The following is a 17,378-nucleotide window of genomic DNA, read 5'->3' as shown; positions in this document are numbered from 1 at the left end:
TCTCGGGACGGTGCAGCCAGCGGACGAGGAAACGATCGATGAGACCTCGGTGCCGCACCCATCGAACCATCAGGGCGATGACGACCGACAGGACGACGCCCGCCCAGCCAGGTGCACCCGCCTGCCATACCAGCCCGCCCACGATTGAGGCGATCAGGAGCAAAACCCACTCCACCTTCCCCGGGGACACCCACCGGAACAACCCTGTGCGAATCATGAGCACACCGAAGCACCTGTCCGCGTTGGTTGCCTCGAACTATCAGGCGAAGACGAACACCGCAGGTACGACACGGCCTCTTCGTCGCGCGACACGACGGACCGTCGACGGGCTGCGAAAGCAGGGCTGAACTGGCCTGCCGTTCCACCGGAACTCGCAGGCGCCCCGCACTGGTCACGCTCATCGTCACCCAGGTCAGCCTGCGAACGCCGCCGCCGTCGCAAGGTCGTTGTCGAGTAGCCCGTCCCGCCCGGTGCCGTGAGATCGACGGTCAGTCGATCTGACCGAAGACGTCTGCGGATGAGAGCCGGCTGGCCCAGCCCGTCCCGCTACCGCTGGCTCGTATCGTCACGGGCATGATCAGTGAGCTCGCCATCGGCATGTCGTTCTCCTGCTTGGCCTGCTGGTAGCAGTCGTGAACGCTGCCACCATCGGGCTCACGCCCGCCCTGGGACAGGTCCTGTTCATCCCGCTCGTCCTGATCACCCTGGCGGTCCTGGTCCTGTTGGTCATCGCCATGGGGATACGGCCGGCCTCGTTCGTGGTGCTTCCGCAGGTGCCGGCCTTCGCGACGCCGCCGCCGGCATGGAAGGTGTTCCTCGCCCTGGGCGTCCTCTGGCCCAACTCGGCGAGCCTCGGCGCATTGGTCCGCTCCACGAGGGCGGACATCGTGTCAACGCTCGACGTGGTCCTCGCTCTCGCCTGGCTCGTGGCAGTCACGTTGCTACTGATCGATGCCTGGCGGGACAACGAGGTGCAACTACGGCCCTACGGCATACGGCAGAGCTGGCCGCTCGGCTCGCTCACCGTACCGTGGGAGGCCCTCCCCGCAGCTCAGCTCCGCCCAAGCGCCGATCGTCCCTTGCGGCTTCGCATGGCCTTCGCGCAACCGCTGCTCGTGAAGCGCCGTGGCATCCCGTGGAGCCGAAACGCACTGCGCACAGACAACGTCGACGCCCGGTTCCTCGCCGCCGCGATCCGACACTACGTCTATCGTCCTGAACACCGGCCGGCTATCGGCAGCCAGGCCGAGTACAAACGACTTCTCATCGAACTGGCCAACCGGGACGACGGAACGGACCACGCCGACTGATCGAGCCCTTTGAGCGGGTGACGGCCGGAGCGGCTGTCGGGACTTGGCGTCGAGGGTGTTCGATACCCGGGCGTGCGTGTTGCGCCACCCTTTAAGCCAACGGTCCGCTCACCATCGCCATCGTGACCAGCAGCTACCCACAATGCAATGATCCTGACAGGGGTGCCTTCCGTTTGCGCGGCCGATACTTTATGCCCGGTAGGCCGCCCATTCGTGGGTCCAGCAGGCGAGGTCGTGCACCCAACTCTCTGTGCTCTGTCGTGACTTGGTGGCCCACTTCGAGGCGTTCCTCGCTGCGAAGTCGTCCAGCATTTCAGGGTCGGTCCCGGCCCAGGCGGGGAACTGGCTCAGCCAGTCTTCCGCCTGGGCCGGGGTGTGGCCGTTGCCGATCAGCCACTGAGTGAGCAACGCCAGCTCGACCCACGGTGCGGCCTTGGTCGCGTACGCCCAATCGACGATCCGGAGTCCCTGCGGTGTCAGGATCAGGTTGGCCGCGTTGAGGTCGGAGTGCACGAGCGCATCGCCGTCCATCGCCGGGTGGGCGAAGCTGAGCCTCCCGGCCGGGCCGTACAGCCGCAGGTCCGGTGCGGTGGTCTCCTGCAGCCGTGTGAGGGTCACGGCGAGTGTGTCGAGGTCGGGACTACCAGGGGAAAGGTCGGGGTGGGGGCCGTCCAGGTGCTCGGCCCCCACCACCAACCAGCCGTCGGACTCGAAGTCCCACAAAACAGCAGGCGGAAACCTGTCGATGGTCCTGGTGACCGCCAGTTCGTAGCGCAGTGACCGGACGCCCGGGCCCGACCAGGCGGCCTTGACGAAGACGGTGCCGGTGGAACCGATGACGGTCGACGCGATCTCCGCGTGGTCACCACACGGAGCCGGGTACACGCCGACGATGCCGCCGACTCGTTCGGCGACCGCCATCCCGACTCGCTCGGGTAGTGCGGCCCAGTCGCTGCGCATGGTCACCTCTCGTTACTTGCCGGTGAAATCCGGTTCCCCGGGCGGGCAGCACGACTCGGCTTCACCGTGCCAGAACTCCATGTCGACCCGGTACCCGGTGGCGTGCAGCGCCGCAAGGGTGAACGTGACGGCGGTGCCGTCCATCATCCCCTCGGTCAGGATGGGGATGTGGTGGACGAAGCTCCCGGCGATCTGCTCGCAGGCGGCGTTGTAGGGCACCGTGTGCTGCAATACGGAATGCCACACGGCGTCGACCGGGAGGGTCGGCACGACACGGCCGATCGACCCGTCGGGCAGCAGCATCCCGAAGTCCTCGTTGCCCACGGTGTCGGCGTGCGCCTTGAGGAAGACCAGGAACTGCTCCACGGCCCGCTCCGCGTACACGCGGGTGACGTGCCGGTCGGCAGCGAAGTAGTCGACCAGCTTCCCGAACACCTCGGACGTGACGAGGGTCCGAGGGTCGAGGGCGGTCGTGCTCGCGGTCGTGGTCGGTTCGTGTGCGGTGACAGTCACGACTTCTCTCCTTACACCTGGTGCAGTCAGCGGCGCTGATCGACGCCGCGCACGGAGCTGGGGTCCGCATGCCTGTTCTCTGATGAAGCGGTCATGAAGCGCAGGTGACTCGCGGCAGGGTCGAGGCCGGGGGCCCTCTCACCCGTGGCATGGCCCTCATCAGCGGGCCCTGGCCCAGGACATGAACCGGTCCGTCAGGTCGAGCCTGCGGTCCGGGTGGAGCTGGTGAAGCTGACCACTCGCCTCAGTCATCAACGCCCCGAGGAACAGCAGCAGCGCGGTCCGGTCATGCCGGTACTCCGCCAGCAGCGACAGCCGAGCCGGCTGACAAGGCCACTCGGCACCGCAGTTGCGACACCGCCAGAGCGGACGCATAGCGACGTGGGGAATCGGCGGCCGAGCCATCAGCGCAGCCTCAGGGCGGTACGACCGCCCAACACCTCGACGGCACGATCGACAGCGATTGTCCTGCCGACCCCGTCAATCCCCTCCGGGCCAATGAACATCCTGCGGTGCCGGATGATCTCTTCCCCAGCAAACGCGTGATCCAAGCCCATGACCACCGCTTCCCTTCTTCAACGGCACCCGTCCACAGATCGCGATGCGGTCTGGACACGCCCGCTGCGCCCCCCGCCTCTACGGGTGCCGCCGCATCCGGAATGCCTCCCGACGCCACTGACGCCGTCCCTGGTGCCCGGCCAACCACCGAACCCTCAATGCCAGAAACAAGTAGAAGCGGGTCGACACTCGTCGAACACCCTCGACACGAACCTTCGACACGGCCCGGCGCGTCAGGCGCGACGAGTACGGCCCGTGTTGCCGGCGTGCAGCTCCGAGTGCAGAGCCGGCGCTACCACCGAGTACGGGCATGCCGGGGCTGTGCCGCTGACGAGGTGATGCGCGACGATCAACCAATGCAGCGTTTCGACAGCGTCGGTGGTGACCTGGTGGTGGGCACCGCCGTGCGGGCGACGATCATCAGTCATGAGCGTTGGGGGGTCAGGGCCGAGGTCCTCGGGCATGAAACGGTGGGCGCGTCGGTCGACGCCGCCGTGATCGACAGCCCGTCGGGCAGACCTCGCGCACTGCCCGAGGAGTACCCGCCAGTCGGCGATCAGGTCGACGCGGTCGTCCAAGAGATCAGCCGGTACCACCCACCCGTCTGGATACGCCTCACGATGCGTGCAGCGGACCTACAGGAGTTCAGCTGGCCATGCGGATGCTGCGGTCAGCTGACAATCCTCAGCCCCGGCGGCGACGGCGTCACCGTCGACGTGCGCAGCAGTGAAGGACCGGGATGTGCGTCGTTCACCGCGCACCGGTCCTGTCTGGCCGACCGCTTGGACCCGGGCTTCAACGGCGACCGCGCACGGGTCAACACCGTGGGACGCGACCAACCGACGCCCTCAGCGATCGGAAACGAGTTGTCCTCATAGCGGCAACCAACGCCGGATAACCCCCATGTGCGCGCGCACCCGCGCGACGCCGGGCGGCGCGATCTCGACCGCAGCAGAGGCGTACCGCACGGCATCGTCGTACCGGCCCGTCCAGTACGCGACGGTGGCCTGCATCCCCCGCGCATACGCACGCACACCGGAATGGCCGATGATCTCCCCGTACGCGTCCGCGGCACGGGCGTACTGCATCGCTGACGCCCACAGGCTCAGGTCAGCGCTCGCGCTGGCCAGCAGCGCCGCCGCCTGCGCGATGACCAGGTACAACTCCTGCTGCTGGTGCGGCCTGCCCGTCCGCTGCAAGGCCTCAGCGGCGAGGACACGCACCCGCAGCGTCTCGCTCACCGCCGCCGGCGTCAGCAGCCCGAAGCCCTGCGCCAGAGCGACCACGTGGCAGCGCTGACATCCCAGGCTTCACTGCCACGTTCCCGAGCGCGTGTGGTTCGCGACGAAGCCGCATCTGGGCGTTGACCAGCACGCGGGGGCGAGCGACGCCTCGTTCCGACCAACGCCGTAGTCAGCAGCCGAAGCAGCCTCGGTGCCCTTGACGCGGCGGACCGCACGGACGGATTCGTTGTACGGCCCACCAGTAGGGCAGTCGACGGCCCCAGACAGCGTCACGTGATGAGCCTGAGCGGAGCGTGCGTTGCTGGGCCGCGAGGGGGGGCATAACGGCAGGCGCTCAAGGTTCGAGTGCGGAGTAGGTGAATTCTTTGCCGCCGCGCTCGGCGACCCCACGCCGCCGAACGAGCGCTCTCGCAGCAACGAGGCGTTTTAGTCGGTTATTCGCGTTGGGGGCACTGATGCCCATTTGTTCAGCGACCGTCGTCGCCGTGAAAGTTCCCAGCTCCCTAGCGAGCTTGAAGGTGTCCGAGAGAACATCCGACGCCGCCAGCAGCACAAGGTCATCACCGAGTCGCTCCAACGCGAGAAGTTCACGGCGCTCGAAGGCGATGACGATCGTTTCGCGGGTGTCGTTGTTGAGTCCGGCGACGAGCACGGAGGTCGGCCCGTCGTCCTGCGTGGCGAGGGTGGAGTAGTACTTGCGGAGGAACTCATCGGCGAAGCTGACAGTCATCGCCTCCACGGTGGCGAAGTCGATGACAAGAAGGCTGGCGTCAGGCGGGACGTGATCTTCTAAGTCGTGAAGCACTTTCCTGCCGCGTTCCCTGGTTGCCAGGAACGCCCGGTGTTGTCCGACATCGTAGGTGATGGTCGTAGCGGGATCCGGTTTCACCTGACTGATTGAAACACGTTACGGCTCGTTACGGAACTCGGACGCGGAGCCAGGCCCAGGTGCCGTCCACCGGTTCAGCGACGCGGCTGCAGATCGAGGTGGGTTCCAGGCGGAGCTTCACGGTGGCGACGGCGTCTCCGCTGCGGAGCATAAGTTCACCTCCCTTGCCACCTCGGACGGCCTGCCGCCACAGGCTCGGCAGTCCGTGACCTCCCCCTTCGGGGAGCCGGTTGCCGCCATTTAGTGCTAGCTCAAGAGCCACGGGTCCTTCCAGGTCCTGGTTGGTAGTGCTGGACAGAACTTTTCGGATCCCGTCGCCGGAGTCGCAGACGGCGAACTCGAACCCAGGTGTACGGCTGAGGGTGCCGGTGTAGAGCTGGGCCGCAGTGAAGGCACCGGTCTTGCCGTAGCCGTGTGTAGTGGCGTTGTCAAGCAGTTCACTGAGGCTGCCGAATGCCGCTCTGCCCGCTTTCGGTCCAAGCCTCGCCGTTACCAGTTGACCGAGCCTGTCGCTTACATCGTCGATGTTGGCGGGCGTAACCTCGGCAACCTCGAGGAGTTTGTCGGAGTGGTCGCGGCGCACCTGGGTTGGGACCGGCCCCTCGATCTCGGTGAAGGGCTCAAGCAGCTCCACCACGTTCATCCGCACGAGATAGGACGCGATCTTCGGGTCGTGAGGTACGAGCAGGTGGACTTCACGGCCGCGGGCAGCGGCGACGGTCCCCATCGTGACGATGGCGGCGAGCTCGAGTGGGCTGACCCACCGCAGTCCTCGTGCGTCGAGCACCAGGTTCCCCGTGTCGCCGTGAAAGTCAGCCCTCAGCTCTCGGCGTCGGAGGGGGTTCCGGCCGGCTAGCTCGATGCGCACCCAGCAAGCATGACAGCTAGCTCGCGGGGCTGCCCGCACGTCCTCAAGCGACGGAGCGAGCTCATGGGTCCTTCGGGGTTGCGCCCCCGGCTATCATCGGTTTAACTGGTCTCAGTGAAACTGGTTGTTCAGGAGCGGCAGGTGTTCTACCTGCAGTCCCCGACACCGCGGAGCCGGTCGACACGGTCCCGCTCAAGCAGAAGGAGCAGATGTGAGGACTCAACCCGAGGAGATCAACATGACGAGCAGCATCGATAAGGGCGTGCACGAGACCCAGCGCCCGCCCCAGACCATCACGGTCTCGGTCAACAACCAGCAGGTCGAGTTGCGTGAGCGCCGGCTCAGCGGCCTGGACATCAAGCAGGCCGCCGTCGCCCAGGGCGTCCACATCCAGCCCAACTTCCAGCTCTCGGTCAAGCGGGGCAACCGTTACGAGGTCATCGGCGACGACGACACCATCACGGTGCACCCTCACCAGGAGTTCCTCGCGGTCGCGCCGGACGACAACTCGTGACCGAGCCGACCCCGGCGGTCACCACCGCGGTCGACGCCGTCCGGGAACACTTCGCCGGCAAGCCGGTCGAGGTGACCCCGGACGGCGCCGGCGGCGCTTTCGTGATCGTCAACGACATTGAGATCGGCCCGGGCTACATCCCGTCGACCACGTGGCTGGGCTTCCAGATCAGCGCCGCCTATCCCTGCGCGGACGTGTACCCCCACTACACCGGCAGGCTGACCCGCACCGACGGGCAGCCCCACGGGCAGGCCATCCAACAGGTCGAATGGCAGAACCGGCCGGCCATGCAGCTATCCCGCCGCTCCAACGGGTGGCAGGCCGGGATCGACAACGCCGCGCTCAAGGCCGAGAAGGTGATCACATGGCTCGTCACCCAGTGAACCCGCCGGCGGACGGCTGGAGCCTCACCATGCCAGCTCGGCTGTGGGCCGACCTGTCCAAACACCTGTTCCGGGGCGACAGGGACGAACACGGCGCGGTCATCCTCGCAGGCCGCGCGAAGGGCCCGCGCGGGCCCCGGCTGCTCGCCCGTGAGCTGATCCTCGCCAACGACGGGGTCGACTATGTGCCGGGTGAGACCGGGTACCGGGCCCTCGCACCGTCCTTCGTACGCGACGCCGCAGTCCGGGCACGGGAAGAGGGACTCGCCTACCTCGCCATTCATAACCACCTCGGCGGTGCCACGGTCGACTTCTCCCGGATCGACCTGGCCAGCCACGAGCGGGGCTACCCGGCGCTACGACAAATCACCGGCCAAGTCGTCGGCGGACTGGTCCTCACCGCCCAGGCCGCCGCCGGTGACCTGTGGTTGCCCGACGGGTCCCGCGTCGACCTCGCGGAGGTCGTCATCCCCAGCGGCAACCTCATTCGCCTGCGGCCTCGCCCCGCCCACGCCGGCACAGCCGAGCTCCTGCACGACCGCCAGGCGAGGCTCTTCGGCCAGCTCGGCCAAGAGTCCCTCAGCCGACTGCGGGTCGCCGTCGTCGGCCTCGGCGGAGTCGGCAGCATCCTCGTCGAATTCCTCGCCCGCCTCGGCGTCGGCAGCCTCGTCCTGATCGACGACGACATCGTCGACGAGACGAACCTGCCCCGGCTGCTCGCCGCCGAACGCGACGACGTCGGCCGGCCGAAAACCCTCCCCGCAGTCCGGAACGCCCGTCGGGCGAACCCGGATATCGACCTGACGGTGATGGCGGAACGAGTCGAGAGCAGCACGGCGAGACAGTCGTTGAACTCCTGTGACTGGATCTTCCTCGCCGCAGACAGCCACTCCGCCCGGTACTGGGTCAACGCCGCCGCCAACCAGTACCTGATCCCCACGACGCAGATCGGCGTCAAGATCCCCGTGAACGACGGCGTCGTCGGCGAGATCCACGCTGTCAACCGGTTCATCGCTCCTGGAAGCGGCTGCCTGTGGTGCAACGGCCTCATCGACCCGACCGAACTCGCGATCGACATGCAACCCGAACACGTACGGGCTGCCGCCCGCTACGTCGCAAGCGTTCCAGCACCCAGCGTCATCGCCCTCAACGGCCTCGTCGCCACCGAGGCCATCAACCACTTCATGCTCGCCGTCACCGGCATGCACCACGACCCCGACGACACCACCTCCACGATCCACCTGCCCAGACGGCGCGAACGCACAGGCCAGATGCCACGCCGTGACAAGGACTGCCCATGGTGCTCTCCGAACGGGCACCTCGGGCGCGGTGACAGCTGATCAGGGCAGTGGCGATCTTGCCGACCGTGGGGTGCGCTGGCCGGGCGCCCGGCCATGGCGATGCCGCCGCTCCCGTCTCGCTCCGTGCGCGAAATAGGATGTGTCGAGTGACTTTCGACTTCATCGAGAAGCAACCAGGACCGGGTGACCAGGTGATCTGGTATCCGTTCGCTGAGAACAGCGACTTCAGCCCGAGCTGGTGGGACTACCGGTCGATCGACGGCGTCAAGTCATAAGCCTTGCGGTCGTGGCGGTGGTGATCAAATCCATGACCACAGTCTGACCGTGGAAGCGACGAGGGAGAAGTCGCTGTTGAACCTGACCGCCTCGTCAGACGCCGATTGTCCAGCGAGGCGGGCATGCGACTACAGAATGGACTGTTCGTCAGAACGTGGAGCAGTTGAGCGTCAGACTGCTTCGGATTTGAGGGGGCGCACGAGTGCGTTGAGGTGGGGGGCATCCGTGGCGGGTTGTACGTCGCCGAGTTGCTGCCAGCCCCATCGGTGGTAGATCTGTCGGGCTGGGGCGGTGGGTTCGGCTAGCAGGATGGCGTAGCGTTCCGGCCGCTGGTCCAGGAGGTTGTCGAGTAGGGTGCGGCCGAGTCCCTGGCCGCGCCAGTCGGGGTGGACGACGAGTTCGATGACGGCGAACTTGGTCCCAGCGACTACCTCGGCGGGGGGTTGCGGTGTGCTGGTGCCACCCCACCATTTGTCCTCGCCGAACGGCAGACCGAAGGCGAAGCCCACCAGGACATGGCCCGTGTGGGCGGTGACGAGGGTGAATCCTGGCGTCTGCTTCTGGCGGTCGGTGCGTTGTTGGAACCGGTCCCGGGTGAACAGGGGGCCGCCGTTGTAGGGCGGTTCGGCGTACACCGTGTCGTAGAGGTCGCTCATGTCGGCGATGAACCGGTCGACGTCAGCGCCCTCCCAGCGGTGTAGCCGGATGCCGTCGTGTCCGGTCACCGGGGCACCGGTCCGCAGGCGGTGACCAGCTCGCGGAGGTCCGTGACCGCCGGTCGACGCTGTTCGCTGTGGGGTACCGCGTCCAGCGCCGCGCGTGCGAGGTGGACAACGAGGGTGGTTCGCCGGGATTCGGGTAGGGCAGTGATGGCCTGTCGTGCATGGTTGGCGCCGTCGTCGAGGTGACCGTCTCGGATCAGGCACATCGCGGAATGCAGGTGCACCTGCGCACGGGCGGCCGGCGCCCAATCGGGTATCGACGACAGCGCCCGTTCCTGCGCCCGCTGCGCATCCAGGGAACGACCGAGGTGGCTGTGGACGTAGCTGGCGGTGTGCCACAGCCGCCGCTGCGGCCAGTGATAGATGTTCCCGGTGTCGGCGGTCACTTTGTCAGGCAGCTTGTCGAACACGTCGGTGAGCAAATCGATATAGCCCTGAGCACCCGCTACGTCACCGGCCAGGGCGCTGGCCTGCGCACAAGCGCCGAGCGCTTCGGCCGTGCCCGGATAAGCACGCCCACCGCTGATCGCCACCGCCTCACCGGCCCGATCCATCGCCGCCCGCGTCGAGCGGTGCTGGTACAGGGCGTGGACGGCGTCCTGGCTACGCACCCACACCCGCACAGCCGGGTCACCAGAGGCGTCGGCGGCCGCCCGACTGGTACGCCACCACCTACGCGCGGTCTGGAACTGACCCGTCTTCACCAGAGACATCGCCATGATCGCCGCCAGTCGCGCGCCGGCCCGCGACAGGTCCGCGCGGCGGCTACCCCTGCTGGCTTCGATCGTCTGCTGGAGATCCGCCACGTCAGCGGCCAGATGGAGCATCAGCGACACCGGCGTCATGCTGTAGTAGCCGCGCCCGTACTCCTCGGCGACCTCGTCCCATTCCGCGACGTCGACATCAGCCGGCTCATGCCCCAGCACTGGAGACGCCAACCCGGCGCGGATCGAATCCAGAGCCGGCCCCGCCACCCCTGCGGACAGAGCGATCAACGCGTGCTGCAGCACGATCCGACGTCGCATATCGCCCTCCGTCCGCGCGCCGCCCGTCGGCCCGCGAAGCTCCGCCAGCAGCACCTCTCCATGATCCCGGAACCCCCGGGGTGAAGCCGTCTCGGCGAGAGTCTCAGGATCGAGTACCCCTGCCCATCGGGCCTGGCGGGCCGCCTCGGCCTTGTCCCGCCGGAACTGGACCTCAAGGGACCGGTAGTCGTCGTAACCGGAGATCAACTCACCGCCGGCCGCGAGCAGCGACTCACACTGCGCCCAGAAAACCCGGTCGACTACCTGACGACCGCACTCCACGTTCGCCACCGTGCTCCGCGTGCTGTGCACCCGCCGCGCCACATCATCCTGCGTCAGCCCACGCGCCCGACGCCACCGCGCCAACGCACCACCCAGCGCCCGTTTCACATCCCTGAGCTGCTGCGGATCCACGAGGAAAACCCCTCCAGCGACATCGAAGCATCGGCCACCACTGCCATAACCAACGGCAAACCGACACTAACTCACCGCAATACCACCGGACACCCCAGCCAAACCGACAGCACACCGCGAAACCCCGCTATCCAGGAAGCCCGCAACCCACCAGCCACACAAGCGGACCGACTCGATCAACCATGATCAAGACGCCTCCGGACCGGAGGGAACACCGCCAGACAGGACCGGACGTGAGGGATGCTCGTCGCACGAGCACCCACCGAGCACCCAACCCACCACAAGGGACAGAAAAGCAAAGGGGCCTGACCGTCATTTCGGCAGGTCAGACCCCTCATGATCTTGTGCGCCCGAAGGGACTCGAACCCCTAACCTTCTGATCCGTAGTGCGCGGATTCCGCATTCTCGGCCCACACAACCAATCAGATCAGGAGGGCAGGACCCAGATCAGCGGCACTGCGGGCAGGACCATCGCCGGTAGGCAGTACAGGGCCGACCTGATGTTTCGATACTTGGCCAGGGCGATCACCGCCATCGCCTCCGCATGCCCCCATGCCTCGGCAATGAGCTGATCCGGGACGGCCGGACGGGCCATCGGCACCGAGATGGCGACGGTGGGGAACGCGAAGCGGTTCGCCCCCGCCGGGGGTGTCAGCCGGGGCCGGATTGCCTGGAACAGGAAGGCGCCGCAGCCCAGCGTCCCGAGGACAAAGAGCCCGAGCGTCACCCAGAGCAGTGCGGCCGGGCCGGTGCTGAAGTGGCTACCCCGCCAGAGGGCCCGGACCAGGTCGGCGTTGCCAGTGGCTGCCACCGCGACGACACCGGCGTACATTGCGACCAGAATGCCCCCCTTCGCGTCGGCCTGCTGGATCGCGGTCTGGAAGGAGGCGGTGACGTTAGTGGCGATCTGGAGTTCCTCGAAGGGCGACAGCGGCGTCTGGGATGACATACCGACATCAAACTATCTACGGATAGTAAGAACTCAGCTATGTGAGGGCATCGGCGAAGTAAAGCGCCTCACAGTACTCGCGGGCCAGGCGAGCGTGCCGGCGTACCGTGCGGTCCGGCGTCCGCTCGCAGCTACGCCACCGACGAATCTCCGCGTCGGCCGCCGCCCGCAGCCCGGCGGGTCCGGCACCCGGGACGCCGAGCGCCTCGCCAGCCCCGTTGCCAGTGGCGAGGGTGAGCAGGGCTGTCCTCTCCGTGTCGGGCAGCCGCAGCCGGCCGACGGCCAGATCCGCCATCGCGTCGGTCAGCCGTGCCTGGCGCAGCACCGGATGGCGATCCAGCGTCCGCAGGCCGTCCCGCAGGCGGGCCAGCGCCTGCGGGGCCTGATGGTGGACCGGCAACGGGCACAGCCGCCGCAGTGTCGCGGCGGCGGCGACCGACCGCAGCGCATCGGCCCGGTCGACGAAGCGCCGGCCGATGAGGTCGATGAGCGCGTCGATGCCGGAGGCGTCCCGCAGGTGTTCGAGCATCGCGACGGCACCCCGGTCCGGTGGCCCCGGCAGTGCGGTCAGCTGCCGCAGACCGTGCACACCGAGCATCGACAGCAGCCGGGCACGGGCCTGGCCGTCGAGTGCGAGCCGGGCGTCGCCCAGGAACGTCGCGCCCGAGTACAGTGCGGCGGCGGCCACCTCCGGCGCCACCCGGCGCAGCTGCCCGACCATCCGCGCGTCCTCTTCGGTGAAGCCGTCACAGAGCGCGGTCTCGGCGAGCAGACCGTGGACCGGCAGGACGTCGTGCACCAACCCGTCCAGCCGACGCCGGTACGCCGCGGCCAACCGGCGAGCGTCCGGCCAGGGATCGACACCGGAACCCAACTCGTCGACACGGCTGAGCACCCCCAGGATGTTCGACGCGGTAAAGGCGGCGGTGGCGGTGTTCCTTAGCTCGCGCAGCGCCTCGGCGTCCCCGGCCCCGGGGTGCGGCATCACGAACAGCAGCGCGTCCACCTCGGCGATCGCCGCCTTCGATAGCGGGTCGAGCCCGGTCAGCGAGTCGAGGCCGGGGGTGTCGACGAGCACGTGCGTCCCGGCCAGGTGCTCATTGGCCGCCTCGACCACGATCTCCGCGATGTCAGCGGTCGCCGCGCCCAGGTCACCCACGTCGTCCGGCACACCGCCACCGGGACGGCCCAGCGCGGTGTGCCGGGTACCGTCGCGCAGCCGTACCTCGATTCGGTTCTGCGGCCCGGCCTGGAAGCGGGTCACTACCAGCGTGCACTCGGTGGCGGCGGTGGCCGCGAGCCGCTGCCCGAGCAGAGCGTTGACGAGCGTGGACTTCCCGGCTTTCAGCCGGCCGGCGACTCCGATGCGCAGCACCGGCTCGGCCAGGCGGCGCGCGACCGCGTCGACCACGCGGGCCTGCGGGCGGGGCAGGCCGGGCGACACGTCCCGGCACAGCCGCCGCAGACGGTCGCGCAGCTCAGCCGGCATGTCCGTCACCGGTGGCGAGCCGGATGCGCAGGCCGTCGATGCGTTCGATCAGTCCCCTGCAGGTGGCGATCGCGGTGTCGAGCGTCTCCCGACGCTGGGCCAGGCGCCGGTCCTCGGTTTCGAGCAGCCGCTGCCGGTCGGCCACGTCGGCGGTCAGCTGGGCGCGTTCGGCGGCGATGAGTACCGAGACGTGCTCGGCGACGCTCACGCGTACGTTCTCCACCGCGCGCCGGAACTCGGACGGGACCTCCACCTGCGCCAGCCCGATGATCCGACTGATGTGCCGGTTCGCGTCCGCGGTGATCCGCATAGTGTGCTCGCGCCGGGCCCGCCGGAACATCATCGTGGCGGTGACGGCCAGGCCCGCCAGGACCGGGATCGCCGCGCCCGTGGTCAGCGCGGCCAGCATCGTGGTGGTCAGGCCGCCGGTCCGGAGCGCTGGCCCGAACCGCTCCAGGTGCGCCATCAGGCCGCGGCCGTCGTGCTCGCTCGCCACTACGGCCGGCAGGTCGCGCAGCCGCTCCGGCAGCGTCAGGTTGGCTGAGATGCCCGCCAGCCCGGAGTCGCCGAAGTCGCGGCCGATCTCGTCGACGATCTGGGCGACGCCCCGGCCGGCTACCGTGTCCAGGTCCAACCAGAGCCCTGTCACCGCCGCCTCGATCTCCTTGGGCAGGGCGTCGAGCAGGTGCGGGTCCTGCTCGGCCACCCTCTTGTCCATGAGGTTCCGCAGGTCGGTGATGCTGCGGTCGAAGGCCAGTTGCAACTGGTCGGTGAGTTCCCCGGTACGCCGACGCAGTGTCGTACGCCAGGCGGCGTCGGCGGCCTCCACCTCGGCAAGCTGACGGCTCAGGTCGGCAGCCTCGGCCTCCACCACCGGGTCGCGTTCCAGCAGGCCGATCCCGCGGCGGCTGCGGGCCAGCAGCGCCTCGACCTCCCTGCGTGCCACGTAGAGACCGTTGTCCAGTCGGATCTCACGCCCCCGGTCGGCGATCGAGGCGAGCGCGGCGGTCAGCGGGGCGAACCCGCTCTCGGCCGCACGTTGCGCGGCTCGGCCGTCATCCCCGGCGGTCCGGGCGTCGACCGCGTCCAATTCGGCCCGGCTGCTGACCGGGAACCAGGGTGCCCCGGCGTAGCGACGGGCATGCGCAGCGACCAGCTTGCGGTTGCGCTCCAGCAGGCGGGGCCAGGCCGGATACTTGTCGGTCTGCGCGAGCACGAACAGGACGGTGTCAATTCGCTCGGTCGCCCCGGTCAGGAAGGCGAGTTCCGAGGCGGTCAGTTCGTGCGCGCCGTTGACCACGAAGACCAGAACGTCGGCCCGGGACAGGGCGGCCATCGTCACCCGGCCGTGCCCGGAGTCGAGGCCGCCGACACCGGGGGTGTCGACGAGTTCCAGGCCGGTCGCCAGCACGGCGGCGGGGTAGCCGATCTCCAATCCGACGATGTCGGGATGGCGTACCTCGCCGGTCTCCGGGTCTGCGGCGGCGAACTCGGCGATCCCCGCTATCCCGATCGGCACCGGGGTATCGGCACCGGACGGCCAGGCCACCGCCGTCGGCTCGGCGGCGTACCGGACCGTGGCGTGCGTGGTGGTCGCCACGTCGGCGTCCTCCGGTAGCAGGTCGCGTACGGCGAGAAGCGCATTGATCAGGGTGCTCTTGCCGCGCTTCTGCTCGCCGGCCACTACTACCGTGGTCACGGTCCGGGCCATGTGGGCAATCTCGGCGAGGATCGCGGCGGACCCCGGTCCCTCGCCGGGGGGTCGTTCGGCGGCGGCGACGGTTTCGGCGGCCTCCGCGCAGAGGGTGGCGGCCGGGCCGGCGAGCGGATGTTGCGCGCGGTCGTAGGAGTCGTTCATCTCGGACGGTCCTCCGGTTGCTCGGGCTCGGCGAAGTCGGGGTGGGCATCGAACTGTGCCCGTGCGGCGTGGTCGTCCATCGGCGGCGCGGGTGTCTCGCGGACGTGCTGACCGACTGCGGCGAGGGGAACGGCGTAGTTGGCTGTGGTGTCCGGAGGTCCGCCGTGCGGCCGGGTGTGGCGGGGTTCGCCCTTGCCGAACAACCTCTTTAGGATCGGTATCCTCGCCGCAGTCCGGCGCAGGCAGTGGGGTCTCTGGACGGGCCGGGTCTCCGCCTGCGGCGGTGCGGTGGACGGTTCCTGGGGCGGTGGCGGTGGCGGGGTGGCGGTCCGGGCAGTCGGGAGCGGTCGTCGCCGTGGCAGGTCAACGTCCGCGGCCGTGATGTGGGTGGTACCGGCCAGCAGGGCGTGCCCAGCCTTCTCCCACCCGGTCACCAGCCGCATCGGGGCGGTGCCGAGGCGCCCCTGCTCCCACAGGCCCGGACCGGCCGTGGCCGGCAGCAGCCACACCGTTCCCGGTTCGGCGGGATATGACCTCTCCGGCGCAGGCTGCTCCCCGAGCTCCTCCTCGGGCGATGTCCATCCTGCCTGTTCCGGACCGCTGTCGCGCGGCTGCTGCAACTGCCGTGACGGCAGGGTCCACACGTCACGCAGCCATCGGTCGTAGCTGTCCCGCGTCCAGGTGCGCCACTGCGCGTGCCAACGGTGCAGGGGGGGGATCTCCGTGGCGGCGTCGGCCGGGCCCGCCCAGCCGACGAAGGTGTAGAGCGGGCGGAGCCCCTGGTGGCTGAAGTCCGTGCTGATCTCCGCGGCGGCACAGGCGACCCCTGCCAGCACCCAGTCGTCGGTCCGGGCGAGCGCGAACCTCGGTGCGGTGGCGATCCGGCGGCCGTTGTTCACCGACGCGTGGACGACGTCGGTCAGCCATCCCCGCCGTGGGACACCGGCCGGCACGGCCCGCCACCAGAAGTCGGCGTGCAGCGTCCGGCCGTACACGACCGGCGACCACACGTCACGCGACGGCGGCGTGGTCACTCGTCGTCCCCGTATCCGTGGCCGTTCGCCGACAGGTACCAGCCGAGTTTCCCGTCGCGCAGGACCGGCAGGTTGCCGACCTGCGCCCGGAGCCGGTCGGCCATCGAGACCACCCCGCGCAGCTCCTCGGTGTCGTTCCTAAGCCTCTGCTGACCGCTGCGGATCAGCTCCTCGGCGATCCGGATCGACTTCCGGTTGTAGAAGCGGCGCAAGATGCTGCTTCGCTGGTCGTCGAGCCGGGTCTCGACGGCGACATGAGCCAACTCCTGGCCCCTGAGCCGGGCGCTCTCCCGCGCGATGTACCGGTCGTGGATGTGGCGCAGTGAGAACGCCAGGGGACGGGCGACACCCACCGGCTTGATCGAGTCGGCGATCGATCGTGGATCGCCCGATTCGTCGAAGGTCCCGACGCTGACCGGGCAGAGCAGAGCGGTCACGCCAGGCGTGAAGAGGACGGGAACCCTCTCTTCCAGCAGCTCCGGGACCTTGCGCAACGCCGCGGGCCGCGGCAGGCCCGGAATACCGGTGAGTAGATCCATCTTCGTGATCAGCAGGACGATGGAGGGGAGCTCCCGCTTGGCGTCCTGCCGCGCCCTGAGCGTACGCAGCAGGACGTCGTTGGTCTTGGCGAGATGAAGGTCCCGGGGTGGTGGGCCGCTCGGGTCGACGAGCCAGTCGCGCAGCAGTTGACCGTCCAGCACCACGTAGATGCTGTCCGACTCGATCAGCCGGTCGAGCAGCGGCTTGGCGTCCTTCGAGTCGGTCCGTGCGCGTACGGCGCTGCCGCGGAAGTCGGTGACGTTGACCTCGGCGAGGGTCTCCAGGTTCTCCACCAGGGAGAAGTCGTAACTCTGCGGGACCTCCGAGTTGGGCAGCGGGAGCGTACCCAGTTCGGTCAGGTCCTCCCACGCCTCCCGCAGGTCGAGGTCGGTGTCCTGGTCGGCGGAGAGGTAGTAGCCGTCGATGCTCTGGTTGAGGGCGGCGTACATCGCGAGCAAGAAGACCGTCTTGCCGGAGTGGGTCCAGCCCAGCATCGTAATGTCGATTTTCGGTATGTCCAGCATGCGTCCT

At 68.5% G+C, this 17,378-nt stretch carries 18 protein-coding genes; 6 read left to right on the top strand and 12 right to left on the bottom strand.

Going from position 1 to position 17,378, the window contains the following annotated elements:
- Nucleotides 1-632: 632 nt before the first annotated feature.
- On the top strand, nt 633-1,310 hold the full coding sequence (locus ACN265_RS32130) for a hypothetical protein (protein WP_421411123.1): 678 nt from the start codon (nt 633-635) through the stop codon (nt 1,308-1,310).
- Between the two features lie 189 nt (nt 1,311-1,499).
- Here the strand turns inward: ACN265_RS32130 and ACN265_RS32125 are convergent, their stop codons facing one another.
- Complete coding sequence (locus ACN265_RS32125; RefSeq protein WP_421411121.1) at nt 1,500-2,270, bottom strand: aminoglycoside phosphotransferase; 771 nt, start codon at nt 2,268-2,270, stop codon at nt 1,500-1,502.
- A 12-nt stretch (nt 2,271-2,282) separates the two neighbouring features.
- A complete protein-coding gene (locus ACN265_RS32120) occupies nt 2,283-2,783 on the bottom strand; it encodes a hypothetical protein (RefSeq protein ID WP_421411119.1) in 501 nt (166 codons plus the stop codon).
- Between the two features lie 914 nt (nt 2,784-3,697).
- Between ACN265_RS32120 and ACN265_RS32115 the strand changes: the two genes are divergently transcribed.
- The gene (locus ACN265_RS32115) at nt 3,698-4,219 is read left to right on the top strand and encodes a hypothetical protein (protein ID WP_421411117.1); all 522 of its coding nucleotides are present in this window, start codon (nt 3,698-3,700) and stop codon (nt 4,217-4,219) included.
- Here ACN265_RS32115 and ACN265_RS32110 read toward each other — a convergent pair.
- From ACN265_RS32110 to ACN265_RS32100, 3 genes are all read right to left on the bottom strand, one after another.
- Complete coding sequence (locus tag ACN265_RS32110; protein ID WP_421411115.1) at nt 4,214-4,627, bottom strand: hypothetical protein; 414 nt, start codon at nt 4,625-4,627, stop codon at nt 4,214-4,216. The two genes, ACN265_RS32115 and ACN265_RS32110, sit on opposite strands and share 6 nt — an antisense overlap.
- Nucleotides 4,628-4,919: 292 nt before the next feature.
- Nucleotides 4,920-5,474 carry a hypothetical protein gene (locus ACN265_RS32105; protein WP_421411114.1) on the bottom strand — a complete coding sequence of 185 codons (555 nt, stop codon included), beginning with the start codon at nt 5,472-5,474 and terminating at the stop codon, nt 4,920-4,922.
- Nucleotides 5,475-5,502: 28 nt separating this feature from the next.
- Nucleotides 5,503-6,342, bottom strand: coding sequence for a hypothetical protein (locus tag ACN265_RS32100; RefSeq protein ID WP_421411112.1), 840 nt, complete (start codon nt 6,340-6,342; stop codon nt 5,503-5,505).
- 238 nt (nt 6,343-6,580) lie between these two features.
- Between ACN265_RS32100 and ACN265_RS32095 the strand changes: the two genes are divergently transcribed.
- The 4 genes from ACN265_RS32095 to ACN265_RS32080 all read left to right on the top strand — a co-directional run bounded on the left by ACN265_RS32095 (nt 6,581) and on the right by ACN265_RS32080 (nt 8,815).
- Nucleotides 6,581-6,856 carry a multiubiquitin domain-containing protein gene (locus tag ACN265_RS32095; RefSeq protein WP_421411110.1) on the top strand — a complete coding sequence of 92 codons (276 nt, stop codon included), beginning with the start codon at nt 6,581-6,583 and terminating at the stop codon, nt 6,854-6,856.
- The gene (locus tag ACN265_RS32090; RefSeq protein WP_421411109.1) at nt 6,853-7,239 is read left to right on the top strand and encodes a hypothetical protein; all 387 of its coding nucleotides are present in this window, start codon (nt 6,853-6,855) and stop codon (nt 7,237-7,239) included. The genes ACN265_RS32095 and ACN265_RS32090 overlap by 4 nt, the downstream gene beginning before the upstream one ends.
- Nucleotides 7,170-8,579 (top strand): ThiF family adenylyltransferase, encoded by a 1,410-nt coding sequence (locus ACN265_RS32085; RefSeq protein ID WP_421411107.1) that lies wholly within the window; start codon nt 7,170-7,172, stop codon nt 8,577-8,579. Before ACN265_RS32090 ends, ACN265_RS32085 begins: the two co-directional genes overlap by 70 nt.
- A gap of 107 nt (nt 8,580-8,686) precedes the next feature.
- The gene (locus tag ACN265_RS32080) at nt 8,687-8,815 is read left to right on the top strand and encodes a hypothetical protein (protein WP_421411105.1); all 129 of its coding nucleotides are present in this window, start codon (nt 8,687-8,689) and stop codon (nt 8,813-8,815) included.
- Nucleotides 8,816-8,986: 171 nt separating this feature from the next.
- Here ACN265_RS32080 and ACN265_RS32075 read toward each other — a convergent pair whose 3' ends face one another.
- The 7 genes from ACN265_RS32075 to ACN265_RS32045 all read right to left on the bottom strand — a co-directional run bounded on the left by ACN265_RS32075 (nt 8,987) and on the right by ACN265_RS32045 (nt 17,341).
- Nucleotides 8,987-9,541, bottom strand: a complete 555-nt coding sequence (locus ACN265_RS32075) for a GNAT family N-acetyltransferase (protein WP_421411103.1) — start codon at nt 9,539-9,541, stop codon at nt 8,987-8,989.
- Nucleotides 9,538-10,977: a helix-turn-helix domain-containing protein gene (locus tag ACN265_RS32070; protein ID WP_421411101.1), complete on the bottom strand. Its 1,440-nt coding sequence runs from the start codon at nt 10,975-10,977 to the stop codon at nt 9,538-9,540. Before ACN265_RS32070 ends, ACN265_RS32075 begins: the two co-directional genes overlap by 4 nt.
- A 427-nt stretch (nt 10,978-11,404) precedes the next feature.
- A complete protein-coding gene (locus ACN265_RS32065) occupies nt 11,405-11,926 on the bottom strand; it encodes a hypothetical protein (RefSeq protein ID WP_421411099.1) in 522 nt (173 codons plus the stop codon).
- A 37-nt stretch (nt 11,927-11,963) separates the two neighbouring features.
- Complete coding sequence (locus ACN265_RS32060; RefSeq protein ID WP_421411097.1) at nt 11,964-13,415, bottom strand: dynamin family protein; 1,452 nt, start codon at nt 13,413-13,415, stop codon at nt 11,964-11,966.
- Entirely contained in the window at nt 13,405-15,273 is a 1,869-nt protein-coding gene (locus tag ACN265_RS32055) for a dynamin family protein (RefSeq protein ID WP_421411096.1), read from the bottom strand. Before ACN265_RS32055 ends, ACN265_RS32060 begins: the two co-directional genes overlap by 11 nt.
- Nucleotides 15,270-16,307 carry a hypothetical protein gene (locus ACN265_RS32050; protein ID WP_421411094.1) on the bottom strand — a complete coding sequence of 346 codons (1,038 nt, stop codon included), beginning with the start codon at nt 16,305-16,307 and terminating at the stop codon, nt 15,270-15,272. The genes ACN265_RS32055 and ACN265_RS32050 overlap by 4 nt, the downstream gene beginning before the upstream one ends.
- Complete coding sequence (locus ACN265_RS32045) at nt 16,304-17,341, bottom strand: hypothetical protein (RefSeq protein WP_421411092.1); 1,038 nt, start codon at nt 17,339-17,341, stop codon at nt 16,304-16,306. The genes ACN265_RS32050 and ACN265_RS32045 overlap by 4 nt, the downstream gene beginning before the upstream one ends.
- Between the last annotated feature and the right edge of the window lie 37 nt (nt 17,342-17,378).

Origin of the sequence: Micromonospora sp. WMMD730, assembly GCF_049178955.1 — a bacterium.
Lineage (GTDB): Bacteria > Actinomycetota > Actinomycetes > Mycobacteriales > Micromonosporaceae > Micromonospora > Micromonospora wenchangensis.
Note: the sequence above shows the minus strand (reverse complement) of the source record. Positions and strands in the feature narration are given on the sequence as shown.

Bases quoted from the DNA above. Each gene is read 5' to 3' on its own strand.
- ACN265_RS32045 (WP_421411092.1), bottom strand. From the start codon at position 17,341: ATGCTGGGCTGGACCCACTCCGGCAAGACGGTCTTCTTGCTCGCGATG.
- ACN265_RS32115 (WP_421411117.1), top strand. From the start codon at position 3,698: ATGCAGCGTTTCGACAGCGTCGGTGGTGACCTGGTGGTGGGCACCGCC.
- ACN265_RS32095 (WP_421411110.1), top strand. From the start codon at position 6,581: ATGACGAGCAGCATCGATAAGGGCGTGCACGAGACCCAGCGCCCGCCC.
- ACN265_RS32060 (WP_421411097.1), bottom strand. From the start codon at position 13,415: ATGCCGGCTGAGCTGCGCGACCGTCTGCGGCGGCTGTGCCGGGACGTG.
- ACN265_RS32065 (WP_421411099.1), bottom strand. From the start codon at position 11,926: ATGTCATCCCAGACGCCGCTGTCGCCCTTCGAGGAACTCCAGATCGCC.
- ACN265_RS32055 (WP_421411096.1), bottom strand. From the start codon at position 15,273: ATGAACGACTCCTACGACCGCGCGCAACATCCGCTCGCCGGCCCGGCC.
- ACN265_RS32125 (WP_421411121.1), bottom strand. From the start codon at position 2,270: ATGCGCAGCGACTGGGCCGCACTACCCGAGCGAGTCGGGATGGCGGTC.